We start from the raw sequence: 18,983 nt of genomic DNA on the forward strand, positions 1-18,983 counted from the left end.
GCCGACGCACGGTTGCGGGCGATCGACACTACGGGTTGCGATCCGCGCGGCCGGGCCGGGCGGATCGGCGAGGGTGCCGATGTGCTAGCGGCGGCACGCCGGGTAGGCCGATGGATGACGTGTTCTTCGGTCCCGCCGGTGTCCGTGTCTGAGCCGTAAAAACGAACAGGCCGGGCTTGCGGCCCGGCCTGCGGCTTCGTCATGGCATGGCGCGGACGGGGCCGGTTTACTGCACCTTGATCGCCATTCCCGGCAGTCCGCCGTCGGCGAGCTTGCGCTTGGCGTCGGCGAGGTCGCCGGCGGTGCCGTAGGGCCCCATGCGCACGCGGTAGACCGTCCTGCCGCTGATCTGCGCCGATTCCACCCGCGCACCCAGACCGAGCATGGCGATCTTGGCCTTCATTTCCTCGGCTTGGCCGGAGGCCTGGAAGGCGCCGGCCTGGAGCAGGTAACGGGTGTTGTCGCTGGCAGCGGCGGGTGCGGCCGCGGTCGCCGTGGTGGCGCTGGCGGTCGTTGCGGCGGCCGGGGCCGGGCCCTGGGTCGCGACCACGGCCGGCGGCTTGGGCGTGACCGAGCTCGGCGGCGTCGCGCTGGCGACCTGGGCCGGCGGCTGCGCCGCGGGCGCGATGGTATCGACCGGCCTGGGCAGGCTGACCGTGGCCGCAGCCGTGGCCGGCGTGGCCACGGCGGTCTGCGGATTCCTGCGCTGTTGCGCGGCGCGGCGCTGTTCCTCGGCGGCCTCGGTGGCGGCGAGTTCGGCGTCGCTCATCTCGACTTCCTTGCCCGGCAGCAGGGTGTAGAAGTCGTAGCCGGAGCCTTCCTTGCCGTTCTTGCCGGCCTTGGCCTGCTTGGGATCGGCCGCGTCCGCGTCCGCGTGCGCGGACGGCTTGGCGCCGCTGTTGCCCTCGGGCGCGACCGATTCCTCTTCGGCGGTGACCGCCGCCGGCTGCGCGTCCGGATTGGGCTGCGGACGGAAGAAGCCGTCGCCGCCGTCGGATTTGAGGAACTTCGGGGCGACCAGGATCACCACGACTCCCAGCAGCAGTCCGAGCACGCCCCAGGCCCAGCCGGGCAGGCTTTCGTTGTTCTGGGTGTTGCGCTTGGCTTGCGATTTTCCGCGTCGTGCTGCCACTTACATCACCTCCGGGGCGTGCACGCCCAATAGCTCCAGACCGTTCGCCAGCACCTGACGGGTCGCCATCGCCAGCACCAGGCGCGCATGGCGCACGGGGGCGTCGTCGACCAGGAACTGGTGGTCGTTGTAATACGTCTGGAAGGTCTGCGCCAACTCCAGCAGATAAACCGCGATCTGGTGCGGCTCCAGGTCGCGTCCGGCGGCCGCGACCACGTCCGGGAAGCGCAGCACGGTGACGATCAGCTCGTGCGCGGCGACATCGTTCAGGTCCAGCGGCTGCGCCAGCCCGTCGGCCTGATCATAGGACAGCCCGCGCTCGGCCAGCTGGCGGCTCAGGCCGTGCATGCGCGCATGCGAGACCTGGACGTAATAGACCGGATTGTCCATCGACTGCGAACGGGCGAGGTCGATGTCGAAGGTCAGCTGCGAATCGGGCTTGCGCGCGACCAGGAACCAGCGCACCGCGTCGCGGCCGGTTTCGTCGATGAGGTCGCGCAGGGTCAGGTAACTGCCGGCGCGCTTGGACAGCTTCACTTCCTCGCCGCCGCGCATCACCGTGACCATCTGGTGCAGCACGTACTCCGGCCAGCCCTGCGGGATGCCGAGGTCCAGCGCCTGCAGGCCGGCGCGCACGCGCGCGAGCGAGCCGTGATGATCCGAGCCCAATTCGGTGATCGCGCGCTCATAGCCGCGCTGCCACTTGCTCAGGTGATAGGCCACGTCCGGCACGAAGTAGGTGTAGGTGCCGTCGGACTTGCGCATGACGCGGTCTTTGTCGTCGCCGAAGTCGGTCGAACGCAGCCACAGCGCGCCGCCTTCCTCGTAGGTGTGGCCGTGAGCGATCAGTTCGCGCACGGTTTCCTCGACCTTGTCCTGCTCGTACAGCGAGCTTTCCAGGAAGTAGACGTCGAAGCTCACGCCGTAGGCGGCCAGATCCTCGTTCTGCTCGCGGCGCAGATAGGCCACGGCGAACTGGCGGATCGCATCGAGATCGTCGATGTCGCCCTTGCCGGTGACGGTGTGGTTTTCGAATTCGACCGTGGCGCCGTCGAGATAGGCGCGGGCGACGTCGGCGATGTAGTCGCCGTTGTAGGCGTTCTCCGGCCAGCCCTCAAGGCCCGGCGCGAGGCCGCGCGCGCGCAACTGGGTGGAGATGGCCAGATTGTTGATCTGCACGCCGGCGTCGTTGTAGTAGAACTCGCGCATCACGTCCCAGCCGTTGGCGTCGAGCACGCGCGCGATGCAGTCGCCGATCACCGCCGCGCGGCCGTGGCCGACGTGCAGCGGGCCGGTCGGATTGGCCGAGACGTATTCCACGCCGGCGCGATGACCCGCGCCGCTGCCGTTGCGGCCGTAGTTGGCGCCGCGGGCGAAGACTTCGCCGAGTTGGCGGCGCCAGGCGGCTTCGTCGACATAGAAGTTGATGAAGCCCGGGCCGGCGATCTCGACCTTGGCGATATCGGCGCTGGCCGGCAGCGCGTCGAGCAGCTTCTGCGCGATCTCGCGCGGATTGCCGCGCGCCGGCTTGGCCAGCAGCATCGCGGCGTTGGTCGAGAAGTCGCCCTGCCCACGGTTCTTGGGGCGCTCGATCACGTAATCGGGCGTCGGAAGGTCGGCCGGGACGGTGCCGGCGGCGCGCAGGGCGTCGATGGCCTGCGCGACTAGCGCATTAAGGGTGGCTTTCACGGGGGATGCGTTTCGCAGGGCGTTACGGAACCGGGCATTTTACCTGGTTCCCGGGCGATTGCGCGGCGCGGCGCCGAGGCTGAATGGCGGGATTTTTGGGCGGCCGGGCGGGTGGTGGGTGAGGAGTGAGTTCGCAGGAGTGAGTAGAGCCCAATCCGCCGCTTTTACTCACTCCTCACTCCTGCGAACTCACTCCTTGTCCTTCTCGCTCCTCGCCTCAAAGCCAGCCGCGAGCCGCCATCGACACCGGCTTGCCGTCGCCGACCACGAAATGGTCGAGCAGGCGGATCTCCACCAGGGCCAGCGCCTGCTTGAGGCGCTGGGTCACTTCGCGATCCTCGCGGCTGGGCTCGGCGTTGCCGCTGGGGTGGTTGTGGCCGACGATCACCGCCGCGGCGTTGCGCTGCAGCGCGCGCCGCAGCACCTCGCGCGGGTGCACCTCGGCGCCGCTGAGGGTGCCCTGGAACAGTTCCTCGAAGCCGATCACGCGATGGCGGTTGTTGAGGAACATCGCCGCGAACACCTCGTGCGGCAGGCCGCGCAGGCGCTGGGCGAAGTAGCGGCCGGCGGCTTCCGGGTCGGTCAGCGCGGTGCCGCGTTCCAGTTCCGCCAGCTGGCAGCGCGCGGCCAGCTCCAGCGCCGACTTGAGCGTGCAGGCGCGGGCCGTGCCGATGCCGCGCATGCGCATCAGCTTGGCCGGCGGTTGCTCCAGCAGCTCGCGCAGCGGGCCGTGCTCGGCCAGCAGTTGCCGCGCGGTGCCGACCGCGTCGTGGCCGCGCAGGCCCGAGCCGAGGATCAGCGCCAGCAGTTCGGCATCCGACAACGAGCCGGCGCCATGGGCGAGGAGTTTTTCGCGCGGCCGCTCCGCGCTGGGCCATTCGTGAATTCTCATGGCCGCATCGTGCAAGCGCGGGCGGCACGGCGGGAATCGGGAGCGGGCGGCCCATCGGGTAAGCTAGTGGCCCGAGCGGGTGTAGGGATTTGCCGGGCGCCGTCGCGATCGCATCACGCGCCGCGCCGGACCCTGCGGCGGCAGGCGGCGACCCGCACCCGGCACACGAAGCAACCAGCGAGCCCGGCCGAACATGGCGCAAGACTCAACCCAGCCGCTGCACGCCCAACGCATCCTGCTGTGCGTCTGCGGCGGCATCGCTGCCTACAAGGCCGCCGATCTGGTGCGCCGCCTGCAGGACGCCGGCGCCCAGGTGCGCGTGGCGATGACCGAAAACGCGACCCGCTTCGTCGGCGCGGCGACCTTCCAGGCACTGTCCGGGCAGCCGGTGCGCACTTCGCTGTGGGACGAAGCCGCGGAGCTGGCGATGGGCCATATCGAACTGGCGCGCTGGGCGCAGCGGATTGTGATCGCGCCGGCCACCGCCGACATGATCGCCAAGCTCGCGCACGGTTTCGCCGACGATCTGATCAGCACCCTGTGCCTGGCGTCGCAAGCGCCGGTGACGATCGCCCCGGCCATGAACCACCGCATGTGGGGCCATCCGGCCACCCAGGCCAATGTCGCCACGCTGCGCAGCCGCGGGGTCAGTTTCCTCGGCCCGGGCGAGGGCCGCATGGCCGAACCCGAATCCGGGCCCGGCCGTCTGCTGGAGCCGCTGGAGATCGTCGCCGCGCTCGCGCAGGTGAACCCATGAGCGGCGCCAGCCTCGCCGGCCGCCGCATCGTCGTCAGCGCCGGGCCGACCTTCGAAGACATCGATCCGGTGCGTTTCATCGGCAATCGCAGCAGCGGCAAGATGGGTTTCGCGGTCGCCGAGGCCGCGGCGCGCCGCGGCGCGCAGGTGGTCCTGGTCGCCGGTCCGGTGTCGCTGCATACGCCGCAGGGCGTCGAGCGCGTGGACGTGCGCTCGGCGCGGCAGATGCGCGAGGCGGTGATCGCGGCATTGCCGGCGGATGTCTATATCGGCGCGGCGGCGGTGGCCGATTACGCGCCGGCGGTGATCGCGCCGGGCAAAATCAAGAAGAAGGAAGAGCAGCTCACTCTGGCATTGGTGCGCACGCCCGACATCCTGGCCGAGGTCGCCGTGCACGAACGCCGCCCGGCCATGGTGGTCGGTTTCGCCGCCGAGACCCACGACGTGGAGTTCTACGCGCGCGGCAAGCTGGAGAAAAAGCGCGTGGACCTGATCGCCGCCAACCGCGTCGGCGTGTCCGGCAGCGGCTTCGAGAGCGACGACAACGCGCTGACCGTGTACTGGGCCGGCGGCGCGCGCGCGCTCGGGCCGGCGCCCAAGACCGAACTGGCCGACCAGTTGCTCGACCTCATCCTGACGCGTTGGCCGGCCTGATGGCCGGCCCCATGGACCGAGCCCGCCGATGAAGATTTTCGTTACCACCGACGACGTGCTCGACGCGGTCCACGCCGTCATTCGCGACGGCTTCGTCGCCGTGCAGGGGCCCAAGGGCCCGGCGAAGACCTATTGCCATCGCGTCGTGCGCGCGCTGCAGCGCCACGACAAGGTGTTGCCGGCGATCGGCTTCGAGAGCGCGCCGAACCGCGGCTCGGTCTATGTGGTGTACGACGTCAATCGGTTCATGGCCGGCGAAGCCGAGCTCAGGCAGCGGATCGTGGCGCTGGACGCCACCGCGCCGGGCTGAGTCGTCGTCGCGCCGTCGCGCTTTGATTTCTTTCGTCTCTTTGGACCCGTTCGATCCGATGAACCACACCCTGGAACTGAAAATCCTCGACCCGCGCTTCGGCGGCGAGTGGCCGCTGCCGAGCTACGCCACCGCGGCCAGCGCCGGCCTGGACCTGCGCGCGGCGCTCGATGAGCCGCTGCTGCTGGCGCCGGGCGACGCCGCGCTGGTGCCTTCGGGCCTGGCGATCCATCTGGGCGATCCGACCTTGTGCGCGGTGATCCTGCCGCGCTCGGGCCTGGGTCACAAACACGGCATCGTGCTCGGCAACGGCACCGGCCTGATCGACGCCGACTACCAGGGCCCGCTGCTGATCAGCGTGTGGAATCGCGGCCGCGAGGCTTTTACGATCCAGCCCGGCGACCGCATCGCGCAGTTGATGGTGCTGCCGATCGTGCGCGCGAGTCTGCAGGTGGTCGATGAGTTCCAGGCCAGCGAGCGCGGCGAGGGCGGCTTCGGCCATACCGGCGTACGCTGATCCCCGGGCGTTGGCCGGGCTGCCTGTGGGGAGGCGGCTGGCACGCATCGTGCTAGAGATTCACCTGCCTGATAGTCGTCGGCTGCAAAGCCGCGGACGCGATCGGCGCCGCGAGGCGCAGTAGACGGAACCGACAAGGCGCGGCAGTGCAAACTGGGCGGTATCGCCCGCTGCACGGTTGGAACCATCGGCTCCGGATCATCCGGTTCAGATCATTCGGCGACACGAGACACACTGGGGAAGGGCTCTGGGTATGGTGGATGTAAAATTCGAAAAGCCGCAGCTGTCGGCGGCGCAACTCAAGCCCGTCATGCTGCCGCTGGCGCTGCTGTGCGGCGTGCTGGCGTTGTGGCTGGGCTGGGCCGGCGTGCAGCAGCACGTGGACGCCTCGCGCCGCGCCGATCTGGCGCGCGAGCGCGACGCCGCCGTCGCCAGCGCGCACGACGCGCTGGGGGTCGAGCACAAGCGCCTGCGCGACCGCCTCGACGCGCCGGCGATGCAGGCCGCCTTGACCGCCGGCGATCTCAAGACCGCCGGCGCGGAACTGAGCAAGGACTGGCCCGGCGCCAGCGCCGGCACGGTGCTGCCGGCCGATCTGAGCCTGGATTACGAGAATCTGCCCAAAAGCGGCTACGGCCGGCTGGGCGCGATGGAAGCGGCGATCGTCGCCGACAAGCCGATGGCGGCGATCGTGCGCGACGGCGGCAAGCCGGTGCTCGCGCTGGCCGCGCCGGCGCGGGTCGGCGAGCAACTGGTCGGCGTGGCCTATGTGCAGCTGCCGTTGCAGCGCATCAGCGACGGCATCGACAAGGCCGACGTCGGCGGCAGCAGCTACATGGCCTTGCGCCAGGGCGGCTACAACGTGGTCGAGCGCGGCGACGCCGCGCTCAGCAACGGCGCCGAGGCGATGGCGGCGAAGATTCCCGGCAGCGACTTGCGCGTCGCCGCCGCGGTGCCGGACATCGCCGGCGGTCCGCTCGGCCTGGGCGCGCTGCCGTGCTTCATCGCCGCGGTGATCCTGGCGCTGCTCGCGTTCGTGCTGATGCGCGTGCGTCAACGCCTGGGCTATCAGGCGCCGGTCGTGGAGGAAGGTCCGGTTCAGACGCTGGCTGAGACCATGATCGCTTCCCCCTTCGACATCAATGCAGGCAACGTGACCGATAACTCCCTCAGCGCCGCGCCCCGCGCGGTGAGCATCGACGGCGGCATCTTCCGCGCCTACGACATCCGCGGCGTGATCGGCCAATCCCTGGACCCCGGCGTGGCCGAGATGATCGGCCATGCGATCGGTTCGGTCATGCACGATCAGGGCCTGACCGAGATCGTGGTCGGCCGCGACGGCCGCCTGTCCGGCCCGGCCATGATCGAGGGCCTGATCGCGGGCCTGCGCAAGGCCGGCCGCAACGTCATCGACATCGGCATGGCGCCGACCCCGGTGATCTATTTCGGCGCTTATCACCTGCGCGCCGGCTCCTGCGTGTCGGTCACCGGCAGCCACAATCCGCCGGACTACAACGGCTTCAAGGTCGTGGTCGGCGGCGAGACCCTGTCGGGCGCGGCGATCACCGATCTGTACCAGCGCATCGTCGGCAACCGCCTGCACACCGCCGCCGAGCCGGGCACGCTGACCCCGCGCGACATCTCCGAGGACTACGTCCAGCGCATCGCCTCCGACATCCAGATCGACCGTCCGCTCAAGGTGGTGGTCGATGCCGGCAACGGCGTGGCCGGCGACATCGGCCCGCGCGTGCTGGCCGCGATCGGCGCCGAGGTCACCCCGCTGTACTGCGAGATCGACGGCGAATTCCCCAACCATCACCCCGATCCGAGCGAGCCGCACAACCTGGCCGATCTGATCAAGATGGTGGCGCGCCTGGACGCGGACCTGGGCATCGCCTTCGACGGCGACGGCGACCGTCTGGGCGTGGTCACCCGCGACGGCCAGAACATCTTCCCGGACCGCCTGCTGATGCTGTTCGCCGCCGACGTGCTCGAACGCAACCCCGGCGCGATGATCATCTACGACGTGAAGTGCACCGGCCGCCTGCCGGGCCACATCCTGCGTCACGGCGGCAGCCCGTTGATGTGGAAGACCGGCCATTCGCTGATCAAGGCGAAGATGCGCGAAACCGACGCCGAGCTGGCCGGCGAGATGAGCGGCCACTTCTTCTTCAAGGAGCGCTGGTACGGCTTCGACGACGGCATCTACTCGGCCGCGCGCCTGCTGGAGATCCTCGCCGCGCAGCCGCAGACCCCGAGCGAGACCCTCAACGGCCTGCCCAACGGCATTTCGACCCCGGAAATCAAGGTCGATGCGCCCGACGGCGACCCGCACACCTTCGTCGAGCGCTTCCGCAACGAGGCCTCGTTCGAGGGCGCGCGCCTGTCCACCATCGACGGCCTGCGCGTGGACTACCCGGACGGCTGGGGCCTGGTGCGCGCGTCCAACACCACGCCGATCCTGGTCATGCGTTTCGACGCCGACAGCCATGAGGCGATGGACCGCATCCAGACCGCGTTCCGCACGCAGTTGCATGCGATCAAGGCGGATCTGAAGTTGCCGTTCTGATTGGGTGACGGGGCGCCGGTCTGATTGGACGGTGCTTGCGGGATACGAAAACGCCGCGGCTTGCCGCGGCGTTTTTTTATGGGCTGAGTGCGCTTGCGTTCTGGAGACTTGAGCGGCTGTTCTGTGCGGAAGCGGGCTCCGCCTTACTTCGGCGGAGCCGAACATCCAGCGGCTTCAGCGCCATCTCTCCACGCCGTCATTCCCGCGAAGGCGGGAATCCAGAGACTTCAGCGCCATCTTCCCAGACCGTCATTCCCGCGAAGGCGGGAATCCAGAGCCTTCAGCGCCATCTTCCCAGCCCGTCATTCCCGCGAAGGCGGGAATCCAGAGACTTCAGCGTCATCTTTCCAGGCCGTCATTCCCGCGAAGGCGGGAATCCAGAGACTTCAGCGTCATCTTTCCAGATCGTCATTCCCGCGAAGGCGGGAATCCAGAGCCTTCAGCGTCATCTTTCCAGACCGTCATTCCCGCGAAGGCGGGAATCCAGAGACTTCAGGCGTTCTCGCACGAAAGGCCCTGGATTCCCGCCTTCGCGGGAATGACGAGGTGTGGGAGCGTCGCGACTGGCGACTGGCGACTGGCTACCCGACTACCCGACTACCGACCGGCTATCGGCGAGCTATAACCGATGACCGATGACCGATGACCGATGAGCTACAACCGGCGACCTGCAACCGCCGCCCTACAACAACCGCCGCCCTACAACCGCCGCCCTACAACCTCACCCCCGACCCGGCTTAGCCGCCTTGATCGTGTTGTAGCGCTCCAGCGCCGAAGCCAGATCCTGGTCGGCGGTGCTGCGTTCGAGCTGCTGCTGCTTCAACGTCGCCTGCTGGTGCAGCAGTTCGTCGTGCTGGTTGCGGATGTTGTCGGCCAGGACCTTGCCGACCGGCTTGCTGCTCAGTTCGGCTTCGCCGGCCTTGCGCAGCAGGCTCAGCAGGGTCTGGCGACGGCCTTCGATGCCCAGCTGCGAGGCCTTGACCGTCTCGTCCAGCAGCACGATGCGCTCCTGGAAGGAATTGCGCAGGTCCTGCTCGGTCGCGTACGACTCGGCCATCGCGTGGTCGCGGCGCTTGCGCGCTTCCTCGGCCATCGCCGCGCTGCGCGCCGCGCGCTCGGCCTGCTGCGCGGCCACGCGTTCCTCGGCAGTCAGGGCGCGATCCACCTGAGCGGTCGCCAGACCGCTCCTGGCGCTGATCTCGGTGCGCGCGCTGTCCACTGCATGCGCCGGCAGCGCGTCGCCGCAGACTTTGCGGCCGCCTTCGTTCCAGCAATACAGCTTCTTGGCCGGCTTGCCGTCCTGGGCGACGGCCAGCGGCGCGGCCAGGGCGAATACGATGGCGCCGGCGATCAGGGTGTGCAGTGCTTTCATGTCGCGTTCTCGCCGTCGAACCAAAGGGTTTGCGACAAGGCATGAAGCAAGAGTCGGGCCATCGTCTGCCTCCGGCGTGTGCGATCGATCACAAATCTATTTCAGGCCGATGCGGCGGCCGTTGCCGGCCGTCCGCATCGCGTGCCGCGCTCAGTGCTGCGCGTCGCGCCCATAGGCCGCACGGTAGGCCAGCAGGCGCTCGCGCTGTGTGGAAAATTCCGCGCTTTCGCCGGTGAAGGCAAGCAGATCGTCGAGCGTGGCGATCGCGACCACCGGAAGGCTGTGTTCGATTGCGACAGTTTCTGCCGCCGAGCGTCGGGATTGTGCAGGGTCCACGGCTTCCTGCCGGTCCAGCGCGATCACGATCCCGGCCACGGTGCCGCCGGCGTCGCCGATCAGGGCCAACGCTTCGCGGATGGCGGTGCCGGCGGTGATGACGTCGTCCACGATCAGCACCCGGCGCCCGGCCAGCGGCGCGCCGATCAGCATGCCGCCTTCGCCGTGGGCCTTGGCTTCCTTGCGGTTGAACGCCAGCGGCAGGTCGCGGCCGCGGCGCGCGTACTCGCAGCCCAGCGCCGTCGCCAGCGGGATGCCCTTGTAGGCCGGGCCGAACAGCAGGTCGAACTCCAGGCCGTGGACCTGGATGGCGTCGGCGTAGCAAGCGCCCAACCCGGCCAGCGCGGCGCCGGAGTCGAAGCGCCCGGCGTTGAAGAAGTACGGGCTGACGCGCCCGGACTTGAGGGTGAACTCGCCGAAGCGCAGGGCGTCGGCCTTGAGCGCGAGTTGCAGGAAGCGGGTGCGATGGTCGGTCATGGAAAAGGACGGTCGGGGGAAGGGGAAGAGGAGGGCGCCGGCGCCAGGCGCAGCAGCATCAGGTGCTGCGGTCCGGCCGAGCCGCCGTGATAGAGCTCGCCGGTGTCGGCGAAACCGGCTTTCAGGTAGACGCCATAGGCCGCGCGGTTGCGCACGTTCACCGTCAGCGCCAGCAGGCGGCGCTCGGGGTAGCGTCGGCGCAGGTCGTCGGCGCAGGCGATCATCGCGGCGGTGCCGTAGCCGCGGCCTTGTTCGCGACGGTCGATGACGTAGGCGCGCAGGCCCACGCTGGGGTCGCCCAGGGCGCGGCCGGCGATCGCGGCGACGCTGAAATCCAGGCGATAGAAGCCGACCACGCGCTCGCCGGCCAGCACCGCCATCGCTTCGCTGTTCGGATCGAGCCGGGTCTGGTCGAGGTTGTAGCTGGTGTCGCCGACGAACTGCAGTTGCTCCGGCGCGACCCGCAGCGCGCGCACGGCCGGCGCCAGCATCGGCGAGACCACGCTCACGCGCACCGGCGCGGGCGCGGCAGCCGGGATGGGTCGGTCGGTCGCAGCGGTCATATCCGGCATGATACCCGCGCCCGGCCGTTGCTATGATCGTGCGCACTTCGTGCCCTGGAGCGCGCATGCGCATCATCAGCTTCAACGCCAACGGTCTGCGCTCGGCCGCGACCAAGGGTTTCTTCGACTGGTTCAAGACCCAGAACGCGGACGTGCTCTGCGTGCAGGAAACCAAGGCGCAGGAACATCAGCTCACCGGCCCGGCGTTTCTGCCCGACGGCTATCGCGCCTTCTTCCGCGATGCGATCACCAAGAAGGGCTACAGCGGCGTGGCGATCTACGCCAAGCGCGAACCCGACGAGGTCCGCACCGCCCTGGGCTGGGCGCCGTTCGACGACGAGGGCCGCTATATCGAAGCGCGCTTCGGCAACCTGAGCGTGGTCTCGTTCTACATCCCGTCGGGTTCTTCCGGCGAGCTGCGCCAGGGCTTCAAGTTCGAGGTCATGGACTGGCTCAAGCCTGTCCTCGACCAGTGGCTGGCCAGCGGCCGCGAGTACGTGCTGTGCGGCGACTGGAACATCGTGCGCAGCCGCCTGGACATCAAGAACTGGACCAGCAACCAGAAGAATTCCGGCTGTCTGCCGCCCGAGCGCGACTGGCTCAACGGCCTGTGCACGGACGATTCGGGCTGGGTCGATACCTACCGCGCGCTCAAGGCCGACGCCCAGGACTACACCTGGTGGAGCAACCGCGGCGCGGCGCGCGCCAACGACGTGGGCTGGCGCATCGACTACCAACTCGCCACTCCGGGCCTGCGCGACAAGCTGCGCGCGTGTTCGATCCTGAAAGAACCGCGCTTCTCCGACCACGCACCGTTCAGCGTCGACTATGACCTCTGAGGCCGGCGCCTCGGATTCCCCCGTCGCGGCCGCCAAGCCCGCGCGCTCGGGCTGGCGCCTGGTGCTGAGCAACCTGCGCCAGCCCAAGGTGCTGGTGATGCTGCTGTTGGGCTTCAGCTCGGGCATTCCGATCTATCTGGTCGGCAACACGCTCGGCTTCTGGATGCGCGAAAACGGCATCGAGTTGTCCACGATCGGCGTGCTGTCCTGGGTCGGCCTGGCCTATTCGCTGAAGTTCCTGTGGGCGCCGCTGGTGGACAAGCTCGACGCGCCGCTGTTCGGCCGCTGGCTCGGCCGGCGCCGCGGCTGGATGCTGCTGTCGCAGATCGTCGCCGCCATCGCCCTGCTCGGCATGGCCTGGGTCGAACCGCGCCAGGGCCAGCTGCTGATCGGCGGGGTGGTGCTGGATCAGTTGGTAGTGTTTGGCGCGCTGGCGCTGGTGGTGGCGTTCGCTTCGTCCACGCAGGACATCGTGATCGACGCCTGGCGCATCGAAAGCGCCGACAGCGCCGAGCAGCAGGGGTTGCTGACTTCGACTTCCACGTTGGGCTACCGCGGCGCGTTGTTGGTCACCGACTCGCTGATCCTGATCCTCGCCGCGCACGCCGGCTGGTCGCTGTCCTACGACGTGATGGCGGTGCTGATGGGCGTGGGCGTGCTGGCGGTGCTGGCGGCGCGCGAGCCGGCGGCCAGCGTGCTCGCCGCGGCCACACCGCATCCGGCGTTGTTCACCGCGCGCGGCTTGTTCGATGCCCTGGTCGGCCCGTTCATCGCCTTCTTCCGCCAGCACGGCCGCTGGGCGCTGTTGATCCTGCTGACCATCAGCCTGTTCCGGCTGCCCGATTTCCTGATGGGGCCGATGGCCAATCCGTTCTACGCCGACCTGGGCGTGGACAAGGAAACCGTCGGCACCGTGCGCGGCTCGTTCGGGCTGATCGCGACCATCGCCGGCGTCGCCGTCGCCGGCCTGAGCGCGGTGCGCTTCGGCTTCATCGCCACCCTGATCGCCGGCGCCGTGCTCGGCCCGGGCTCGAACCTGGCCTTCGCCTACCTGGCCCTGCACGGCGGCGACACCGGCGTGTTCACCGCGGCGATGGCCATCGACAACTTCTGCAACGGCTATGCCGGCGTGGCCCTGGTCGGCTACATGTCCAGCCTGACCAACGCCGGCTACACCGCCACCCAGTACGCGCTGCTCAGCTCGTTCTATGCCTTGCTCGGCAAGATGCTCAAGGGATTGTCCGGCTTCGCGGTCGAGCATCTGGAAGCCGGGCGCAGCCTGCTGGAGGCGTACGCGCTGTTCTTCGTGGCGACCGCGGTCATCGGCATTCCGGCGCTGGTGCTGTGCATCGTCCTGGCGGTGCGCAAGCCGCCGCTGGTGACGCCGCCGCCGGCCTGAGCGTGCCGTCGGCGTTACTTGGCGATAGCGGACGATGACAGCGGTGGTTGTGTTCCTGAACGAGTTTTCGCCACTTTCGTGTTGCGAACGTCACCCGAACGGTGCAATTTGGCGCCAGTGACCGACATCATCCTGCACAACCTGGATTCGATCCTGGCCGACCGCCTGCGTCGGGTCGCGGAGGCGCGCGGGTGGAGTTTGCAACGCACCGCGCTGCACCTGATCGAGAGCGGGTTGTTCGTGGTCGAGGCCGAGATGGTCGGGCGCTTCAGCGACCAGGACGCGGGCGTGTTGCAGGAGGCGATCGCCGCCCTGCAGGACATCCCCAGCGACCCGGGTTTCTCCCTGATCGGCCGCGCCGAGCCGCAGGAAGCGCCGGCCAAGCGCGTGGCCGGGCCGGACCTGAGCGGCCTGGAACTGCTGGAAGAATTCCGTCCGCGCCGCGACTCCGCTTGAGCAAGCGCGGCGACGCGCGTCAGCGCAGCGCCCCGAAACCATAGCCCGCGAGCGCCAAGACGCCGCCTTCCGACCTCAGGCGGCCGGATGCACCGTCCCCAGCACCCGCAAGCCGCGCGCGCCGGTCACGCTGGGCAGGTTCCCTGGCAGCCCGGCCACGGTCTGCCGCGCCAGCCAGGCGAAGCCCATCGCCTCGACGAAATCCGGGTCCAGCCCGAACGCCGCGGTGGATTCCACGGCCACGCCCGGCAGTTGCGCGGCCAGTCGATCGAGCAGAGCGCGATTGCGCACGCCGCCGCCGCATACCAACACCCGCTTCGTCGCCGGCTGATGCGCGCGCATCGCATCGGCGATGGTGATCGCGCTGAGTTCGAGCAGGCTGGCCTGCACGTCCTGCGGCCGTTCGCCGCCGCGCAGGCGCGACTGCACCCAGGCCAGTTGGAACTGCTCGCGGCCGGTGCTTTTGGGCGGCGGCTGGGCGAACCACGGCTCATCCAGCAACCGCGTCAGCAGCGCCGTGTCGATCTGCCCCTGCGCCGCGAACGCGCCGTCGGCGTCGAAGGCCTGGCCCAGATGGCGCAGCGCCCACGCGTCCATCAGGCAGTTGGCCGGGCCGGTGTCGAAGCCGCGCACCTCGCCGCGCGCCGGCAGCAGGGTGAAATTGGCGATGCCGCCGAGATTCAACGCGGCCCGGTCTTCCTTCGGCGAATGCAGCAGCGCGGCATGGAACGCCGGCATCAGCGGCGCGCCGTGGCCGCCGGCGGCGACATCGCGGCGGCGGAAATCGGCGACCGTGGCGATGCCGCTGCGTTCGGCGATCACCGCGCCGTCGCCGATCTGCCAAGTGAAGGGATGCTGGCCGTCGTAACGCGCGCCGGCCGGTCGATGGCGCACGGTCTGGCCATGCGAGCCGATCGCCTGTACTTCGGCCGCGGTCACGCCGGCTTCGTCGATCAATGCGCGCGCGGCATCGGCGAAGGCTTCCGCGACCTGGATATCCAGCGTGCCCAGTTCCTCCAGCGAACGCGCATCGCCGCCCTGGCCGAGCGCGACCAGGCGTTCGCGCAGCGCCTCATCCCACGCATAGGTCCGGCCGAGCAGCAACTCGCAGCGGGTCGGTTCCGCGCCGGTCTGGAAGCGCACCAGCGCGGCGTCGATGCCGTCGGCGCTGGTGCCGGAGATCAGGCCAAGATAAAGGCCTGAAGGCGGTTTTCCCGCGTCAGTAGCCGCCGGGATCGAAGAGTTCCCAATCATTACGAAACATCCTGAGTCCTGAAAGACCGATGCTCCAGTATCCGGCGTATCGACGCCAGCATCGGACATTCGCTGCAGAGCGCAGCGACATCGCACAGGCGAAGCAGGCCCGACTCTGTCGTCGCTACTAGCGCCAAAACGACCTCTGTCAACCGTGCGCCCAAAAACAAAAAAGGCCTCCGAAGAGGCCTCTTTCGCTAACCGCCGCGTACCACTCAGCCGCGCCGGGTCTTCTTCTTCACCACCGCGACCGTCTTGGCCGCCGCCGCCGCAGGAGCCGCCTGCACCGGGCTCGCATCGGCGTAAATGACGTTCTCGACCTGACGGATGCGCGCCAGCGCCACGCCGGTCTGATTGCGGAACTGCGCCAGCGCCACGCCGCTCAGCGGCTCCGGCGGCGGCATCGTGATCGACAGCGGATTGCGGTGCACGCCGTTGACGCGGAATTCGTAATGCAGGTGCGGCCCGGTCGCCAGGCCCGAGCTGCCGACGTAGCCGATCACCGTGCCCTGGGCGATGCGCTGACCCGGCTTGACCTTGCTGAAGTTCGACATGTGCCCGTACAGCGTGGTGTAGCCGCGGCCGTGATCGAGGATCACCGCGCGGCCGTAACCGCCCTTCCAGCCGATGAACTGCACGCGCGCATCGCCCGCGGCCATGATCGGCGTACCGGTGCCGGCGGCGTAATCCACGCCCATGTGCATGCGGATATTGCCCAGCACCGGATGACGGCGCGAGCCGAAGCCCGAGGTCAGGCGCGCATACGGAATCGGCATGCGGATGAAGCTCTTCTTCAGCGGACGGCCGTCGCCGGTGAAGTATTCGGGTTTACCGCCGCGATCGAAGCGGAAGCCGGTGTGCAGCTTGCCTTCGCTGGTGAAGGTCGCCGCCAGGATCGGGCCGGTGTTGAGCAGCTCGCCTTCGCGCCAGGTCTGCTCGACCACCACGCTGAAACGGTCGTCGGTGCCGACGTCTTCGTTGAAGTCGATGTCGTACTTGAAGATGTCGTCGGTCAGGGTGTTGATGTTGGCCGCGGTCAGGCCGACTTTGCGCGCCGAACGGAACAAGGACTTGCCCACCTTGCCGCTCAGCACCACGGTGCGGGTTTCGGTCGGACGGTTGATCACCTTCTGGGTGATCTTGTCGCCGGCCAGGCTCAACTCGACCCGGTGGCTGTCGTCCTTGTCGTAACGGAAAGTGCGCAGGGCGCCGTTGACCGGCATGTCGAAGCCCAGCTCGGTGCCGGGCTTCATCCGCATCAGGGCTTCTTTCGCGCCCGGCTGCTCGAGAATCTGGTGCATCGTGGAGGTGGGAATCTCCATTTCCTTGAACACCGAGCCCAGGGTCTGGCCGCGATTGACGCGAACCAGCTGCCAGCTGTCGCCGGTTTCGCCCTTGAGGCGGGCCAGGGTAAGCGGCGGCAACGCCAGGGCCAGCGACTGGCGCGGCTCATGCGCGCGCACCGAAGCGGTCGACTGGCTGAAACCGGGGACGATCGCGGCGACCATCATGCCCAGAGTCGCGAACAGACCGGCCTGCACCCACTGGCGGCCAGTCCAGCGGCCGTTGAATCCATCCGACAAATGACGCGCCAGCACCGGACGTTTCAGTGCGGCCTCGCGCAAGGCTTTCAGGCGTTCGCGGCGCTCGGCGCCCACACTGGAAGCCTGCTCGGGTACTGTCATTGGATGGATCCCTCGCGCGAGGTGTGAAGGCAACGTTGCGGCGTTACCATAGACACGCGAGCAGTACGCGTCAAACCCTTGACCTGAATGGGGTTTTTCGTCACCGACCAGTACAGTTTCGTTTAACTTCCACTTAACCAGAATCCGTGATGGCGTTAACAAAAGCCGGTCGCGGCCGTACCCGAGTCCAGCCTTTGAACAGCGCGTCCCCCTCCGTACAAGAAGCCCTCGACCTGATCGCCCGCGGCGCTGACGAAATCCTCAAGCGCGAGGAGCTCGAAGCCCGGCTCAAGCTCGGCCGCCCGCTGCGGATCAAGGCCGGTTTCGACCCGACCGCGCCCGACCTGCATATCGGCCACACCGTCCTGCTCAACAAAATGCGGCAGTTCCAGGACCTGGGCCATCAGGTGATCTTCCTGATCGGCGACTTCACCGGAATGATCGGCGATCCCAGCGGCAAGAACGTCACCCGCAAGCCGCTGACCCGCGAAGACGTGTTGGCCAACGCGGAAACCTACGCCGAGCAGGTGTTCAAGGTGCTCGATAAAGAGCGCACCGAAGTGCGCTTCAACTCCGAGTGGTTCAGCCAGATGAGCGCCGCCGACATGATCCGCCTGGCCGGCCAGCACACCGTGGCGCGCATGCTCGAACGCGACGACTTCGCCAAGCGCTACGCCGCCCAGCAGTCGATCGCGATCCACGAATTCCTGTATCCGCTGGTGCAGGGCTACGACTCGGTGGCGCTCAAGTGCGACGTCGAGCTCGGCGGCACCGACCAGAAATTCAATCTGCTGATGGGCCGCGGCCTGCAGGAACACCACGGCCAGCCGCCGCAGATCGTGCTGACCATGCCGCTGCTGGAGGGCCTGGACGGCGTCAACAAGATGTCCAAGTCGCTGGGCAACTACATAGGCATCAATGAGCCGGTGATCGACATCGTCACCAAGACCATGAAGATCGACGACGTGCTGATGTGGCGCTGGATCGATCTGCTGAGCTTCGAGATCGGTATCGCCGAGGCGGCCAGCCTCAAGAAAGAGATCGAGGCTGGCCAGCTCAACCCGCGCGACCTCAAGCTGCGCCTGGCGCGCGAGCTGGCCGCGCGTTTCCATGGCGGCGAGGCGGCCGAAACCGCGGTCGCCGGCTGGAACGCGGCGGTGCGCGGCGAGGGCGACATCACCTCGCTGCCGCTCACCGACGTCGCCGTCCCGGCCGAAGGCCTGCGGATCGCCGCCCTGCTGGTCGCCGCCGGGCTGACGCCGAGCAATGGCGAAGGCAACCGCAAGCTCAAGGAACGGGCGGTGCGGGTGGATGGCAATGTGGTCGAAGACCCGCAACGGGTGTTCGCGCCGGGGTTCGAGGGGGTTCTGGCCGTGGGCAAGCGCAATTTCGCCCGGGTGCGGCTGGTTTTGGCCTGAGCGACGACAAGGGGGCGCCGCTACTTAAGCGTGCCGCGAAGCCCCGTCAGAGACGCCATCCCGACCAATCAGCAGCCCCCAACTCCCTCTCCCGCCCGCGGGAGAGGGCAGGGGTGAGGGTCTCCCAGTCCTCATAGACCCTCCCAAACCTTGCCGCATCAGGCGTTTGACTGGCAGCCGGCGAATCCCTGTTTATTTTTCGCTCCACCCCCTTCCCAACCCCCGTTCATCTCCGCATAATGTGCGGCTCCCAACGGCAAGTTGTTCGGCCGGTGGGAAGCGCGGAAGACAGCGGAATTCGGCAGGCGTTGACGGTCGAAGATGATGCTGTAAGATGCGCGGCCCGCCGCCCTGTTCATCGAGTGGTTGGGGCGCAGAAAGCAGCGGTTTCGATGGGTATTGACGCATCGCGAACATGCTGTAGGATGCGCGGCCCGCAGGTCGGTTTAGCCGGCTGCGGAGCGCGGAAAACGGCGGTGACGACGAGGTGGTTGACGAGTCAGAAACATGCTGTAAGATGCGCGGCCCGGTGAGACGGAAGCTTCGGAAAACGAAGCGGAGTTTGAGTCGGGAAGCAGCAAGAAGTTTCGCGGACAGGTGTTGACGTTCACGAAAACTGCTGTATAGTGTGCGGCTCGCTCGGTCACTTCGGTGGCGAGTACGAA

Annotated in this window: 16 protein-coding genes and 1 pseudogene; 8 read left to right on the forward strand and 9 right to left on the reverse strand. The window is 68.2% G+C overall.

Annotated features, from left to right (window positions below; genetic code table 11):
* Positions 1-226 precede the first annotated feature (226 nt).
* From J7J50_RS01415 to radC, 3 genes are all read right to left on the reverse strand, one after another.
* A complete protein-coding gene (locus J7J50_RS01415; RefSeq protein WP_215057541.1) occupies positions 227-1,132 on the reverse strand; it encodes an SPOR domain-containing protein in 906 nt (301 codons plus the stop codon).
* The gene (gene argS / locus J7J50_RS01420; RefSeq protein ID WP_215057540.1) at positions 1,133-2,821 is read right to left on the reverse strand and encodes an arginine--tRNA ligase; all 1,689 of its coding nucleotides are present in this window, start codon (positions 2,819-2,821) and stop codon (positions 1,133-1,135) included. It abuts the gene before it with no gap.
* Positions 2,822-3,038: 217 nt separating this feature from the next.
* On the reverse strand, positions 3,039-3,713 hold the full coding sequence (gene radC, locus J7J50_RS01425; RefSeq protein ID WP_215057539.1) for a DNA repair protein RadC: 675 nt from the start codon (positions 3,711-3,713) through the stop codon (positions 3,039-3,041).
* A 193-nt stretch (positions 3,714-3,906) separates the two neighbouring features.
* Here radC and coaBC point away from each other — a divergent pair.
* The 4 genes and pseudogenes from coaBC (at position 3,907) to J7J50_RS01445 (ending at position 8,519) form a co-directional block, all read left to right on the forward strand.
* Positions 3,907-5,123, forward strand: a pseudogene (gene coaBC, locus J7J50_RS01430) (bifunctional phosphopantothenoylcysteine decarboxylase/phosphopantothenate--cysteine ligase CoaBC).
* A gap of 28 nt (positions 5,124-5,151) precedes the next feature.
* Complete coding sequence (locus J7J50_RS01435; RefSeq protein WP_215057538.1) at positions 5,152-5,433, forward strand: hypothetical protein; 282 nt, start codon at positions 5,152-5,154, stop codon at positions 5,431-5,433.
* Between the two features lie 58 nt (positions 5,434-5,491).
* Entirely contained in the window at positions 5,492-5,950 is a 459-nt protein-coding gene (gene dut / locus J7J50_RS01440) for a dUTP diphosphatase (RefSeq protein ID WP_215057537.1), read from the forward strand.
* A gap of 253 nt (positions 5,951-6,203) precedes the next feature.
* Positions 6,204-8,519 carry a phosphomannomutase/phosphoglucomutase gene (locus J7J50_RS01445; RefSeq protein ID WP_251044376.1) on the forward strand — a complete coding sequence of 772 codons (2,316 nt, stop codon included), beginning with the start codon at positions 6,204-6,206 and terminating at the stop codon, positions 8,517-8,519.
* A 721-nt stretch (positions 8,520-9,240) separates the two neighbouring features.
* Here J7J50_RS01445 and J7J50_RS01450 read toward each other — a convergent pair.
* The 3 genes from J7J50_RS01450 to J7J50_RS01460 form a co-directional block, all read right to left on the reverse strand.
* Positions 9,241-9,891 (reverse strand): hypothetical protein, encoded by a 651-nt coding sequence (locus tag J7J50_RS01450; protein WP_215057536.1) that lies wholly within the window; start codon positions 9,889-9,891, stop codon positions 9,241-9,243.
* A gap of 150 nt (positions 9,892-10,041) precedes the next feature.
* Positions 10,042-10,704, reverse strand: coding sequence for an orotate phosphoribosyltransferase (gene pyrE, locus J7J50_RS01455; RefSeq protein WP_215057535.1), 663 nt, complete (start codon positions 10,702-10,704; stop codon positions 10,042-10,044).
* On the reverse strand, positions 10,701-11,267 hold the full coding sequence (locus J7J50_RS01460; protein ID WP_215057534.1) for a GNAT family N-acetyltransferase: 567 nt from the start codon (positions 11,265-11,267) through the stop codon (positions 10,701-10,703). Before J7J50_RS01460 ends, pyrE begins: the two co-directional genes overlap by 4 nt.
* 65 nt (positions 11,268-11,332) lie before the next feature.
* Here J7J50_RS01460 and J7J50_RS01465 point away from each other — a divergent pair, with 65 nt between their 5' ends.
* The 3 genes from J7J50_RS01465 (at position 11,333) to J7J50_RS01475 (ending at position 13,961) form a co-directional block, all read left to right on the forward strand.
* A complete protein-coding gene (locus tag J7J50_RS01465; protein ID WP_215057533.1) occupies positions 11,333-12,106 on the forward strand; it encodes an exodeoxyribonuclease III in 774 nt (257 codons plus the stop codon).
* Positions 12,096-13,505 carry an MFS transporter gene (locus tag J7J50_RS01470; protein ID WP_215057532.1) on the forward strand — a complete coding sequence of 470 codons (1,410 nt, stop codon included), beginning with the start codon at positions 12,096-12,098 and terminating at the stop codon, positions 13,503-13,505. Before J7J50_RS01465 ends, J7J50_RS01470 begins: the two co-directional genes overlap by 11 nt.
* Positions 13,506-13,622: 117 nt before the next feature.
* A complete protein-coding gene (locus tag J7J50_RS01475) occupies positions 13,623-13,961 on the forward strand; it encodes a hypothetical protein (protein WP_215057531.1) in 339 nt (112 codons plus the stop codon).
* Between the two features lie 75 nt (positions 13,962-14,036).
* On the opposite strand, the gene J7J50_RS01480 is transcribed toward J7J50_RS01475, so the two are convergent.
* Positions 14,037-15,215: an anhydro-N-acetylmuramic acid kinase gene (locus J7J50_RS01480; protein WP_215057530.1), complete on the reverse strand. Its 1,179-nt coding sequence runs from the start codon at positions 15,213-15,215 to the stop codon at positions 14,037-14,039.
* Positions 15,216-15,430: 215 nt separating this feature from the next.
* Positions 15,431-16,900, reverse strand: a complete 1,470-nt coding sequence (locus J7J50_RS01485; protein WP_215057529.1) for a M23 family metallopeptidase — start codon at positions 16,898-16,900, stop codon at positions 15,431-15,433.
* Positions 16,901-17,094: 194 nt separating this feature from the next.
* On the opposite strand from J7J50_RS01485, the gene tyrS reads away from it, so the two are divergent.
* Entirely contained in the window at positions 17,095-18,318 is a 1,224-nt protein-coding gene (tyrS, locus tag J7J50_RS01490; RefSeq protein ID WP_251044375.1) for a tyrosine--tRNA ligase, read from the forward strand.
* Between the two features lie 446 nt (positions 18,319-18,764).
* On the opposite strand, the gene J7J50_RS01495 is transcribed toward tyrS, so the two are convergent.
* On the reverse strand, positions 18,765-18,983 hold a 219-nt coding region (locus tag J7J50_RS01495), incomplete at its 5' end, for a hypothetical protein (RefSeq protein WP_215057527.1).

The sequence above is a fragment of the Lysobacter sp. ISL-50 genome, from assembly GCF_018612875.1.
Lineage (GTDB): Bacteria > Pseudomonadota > Gammaproteobacteria > Xanthomonadales > Xanthomonadaceae > Lysobacter.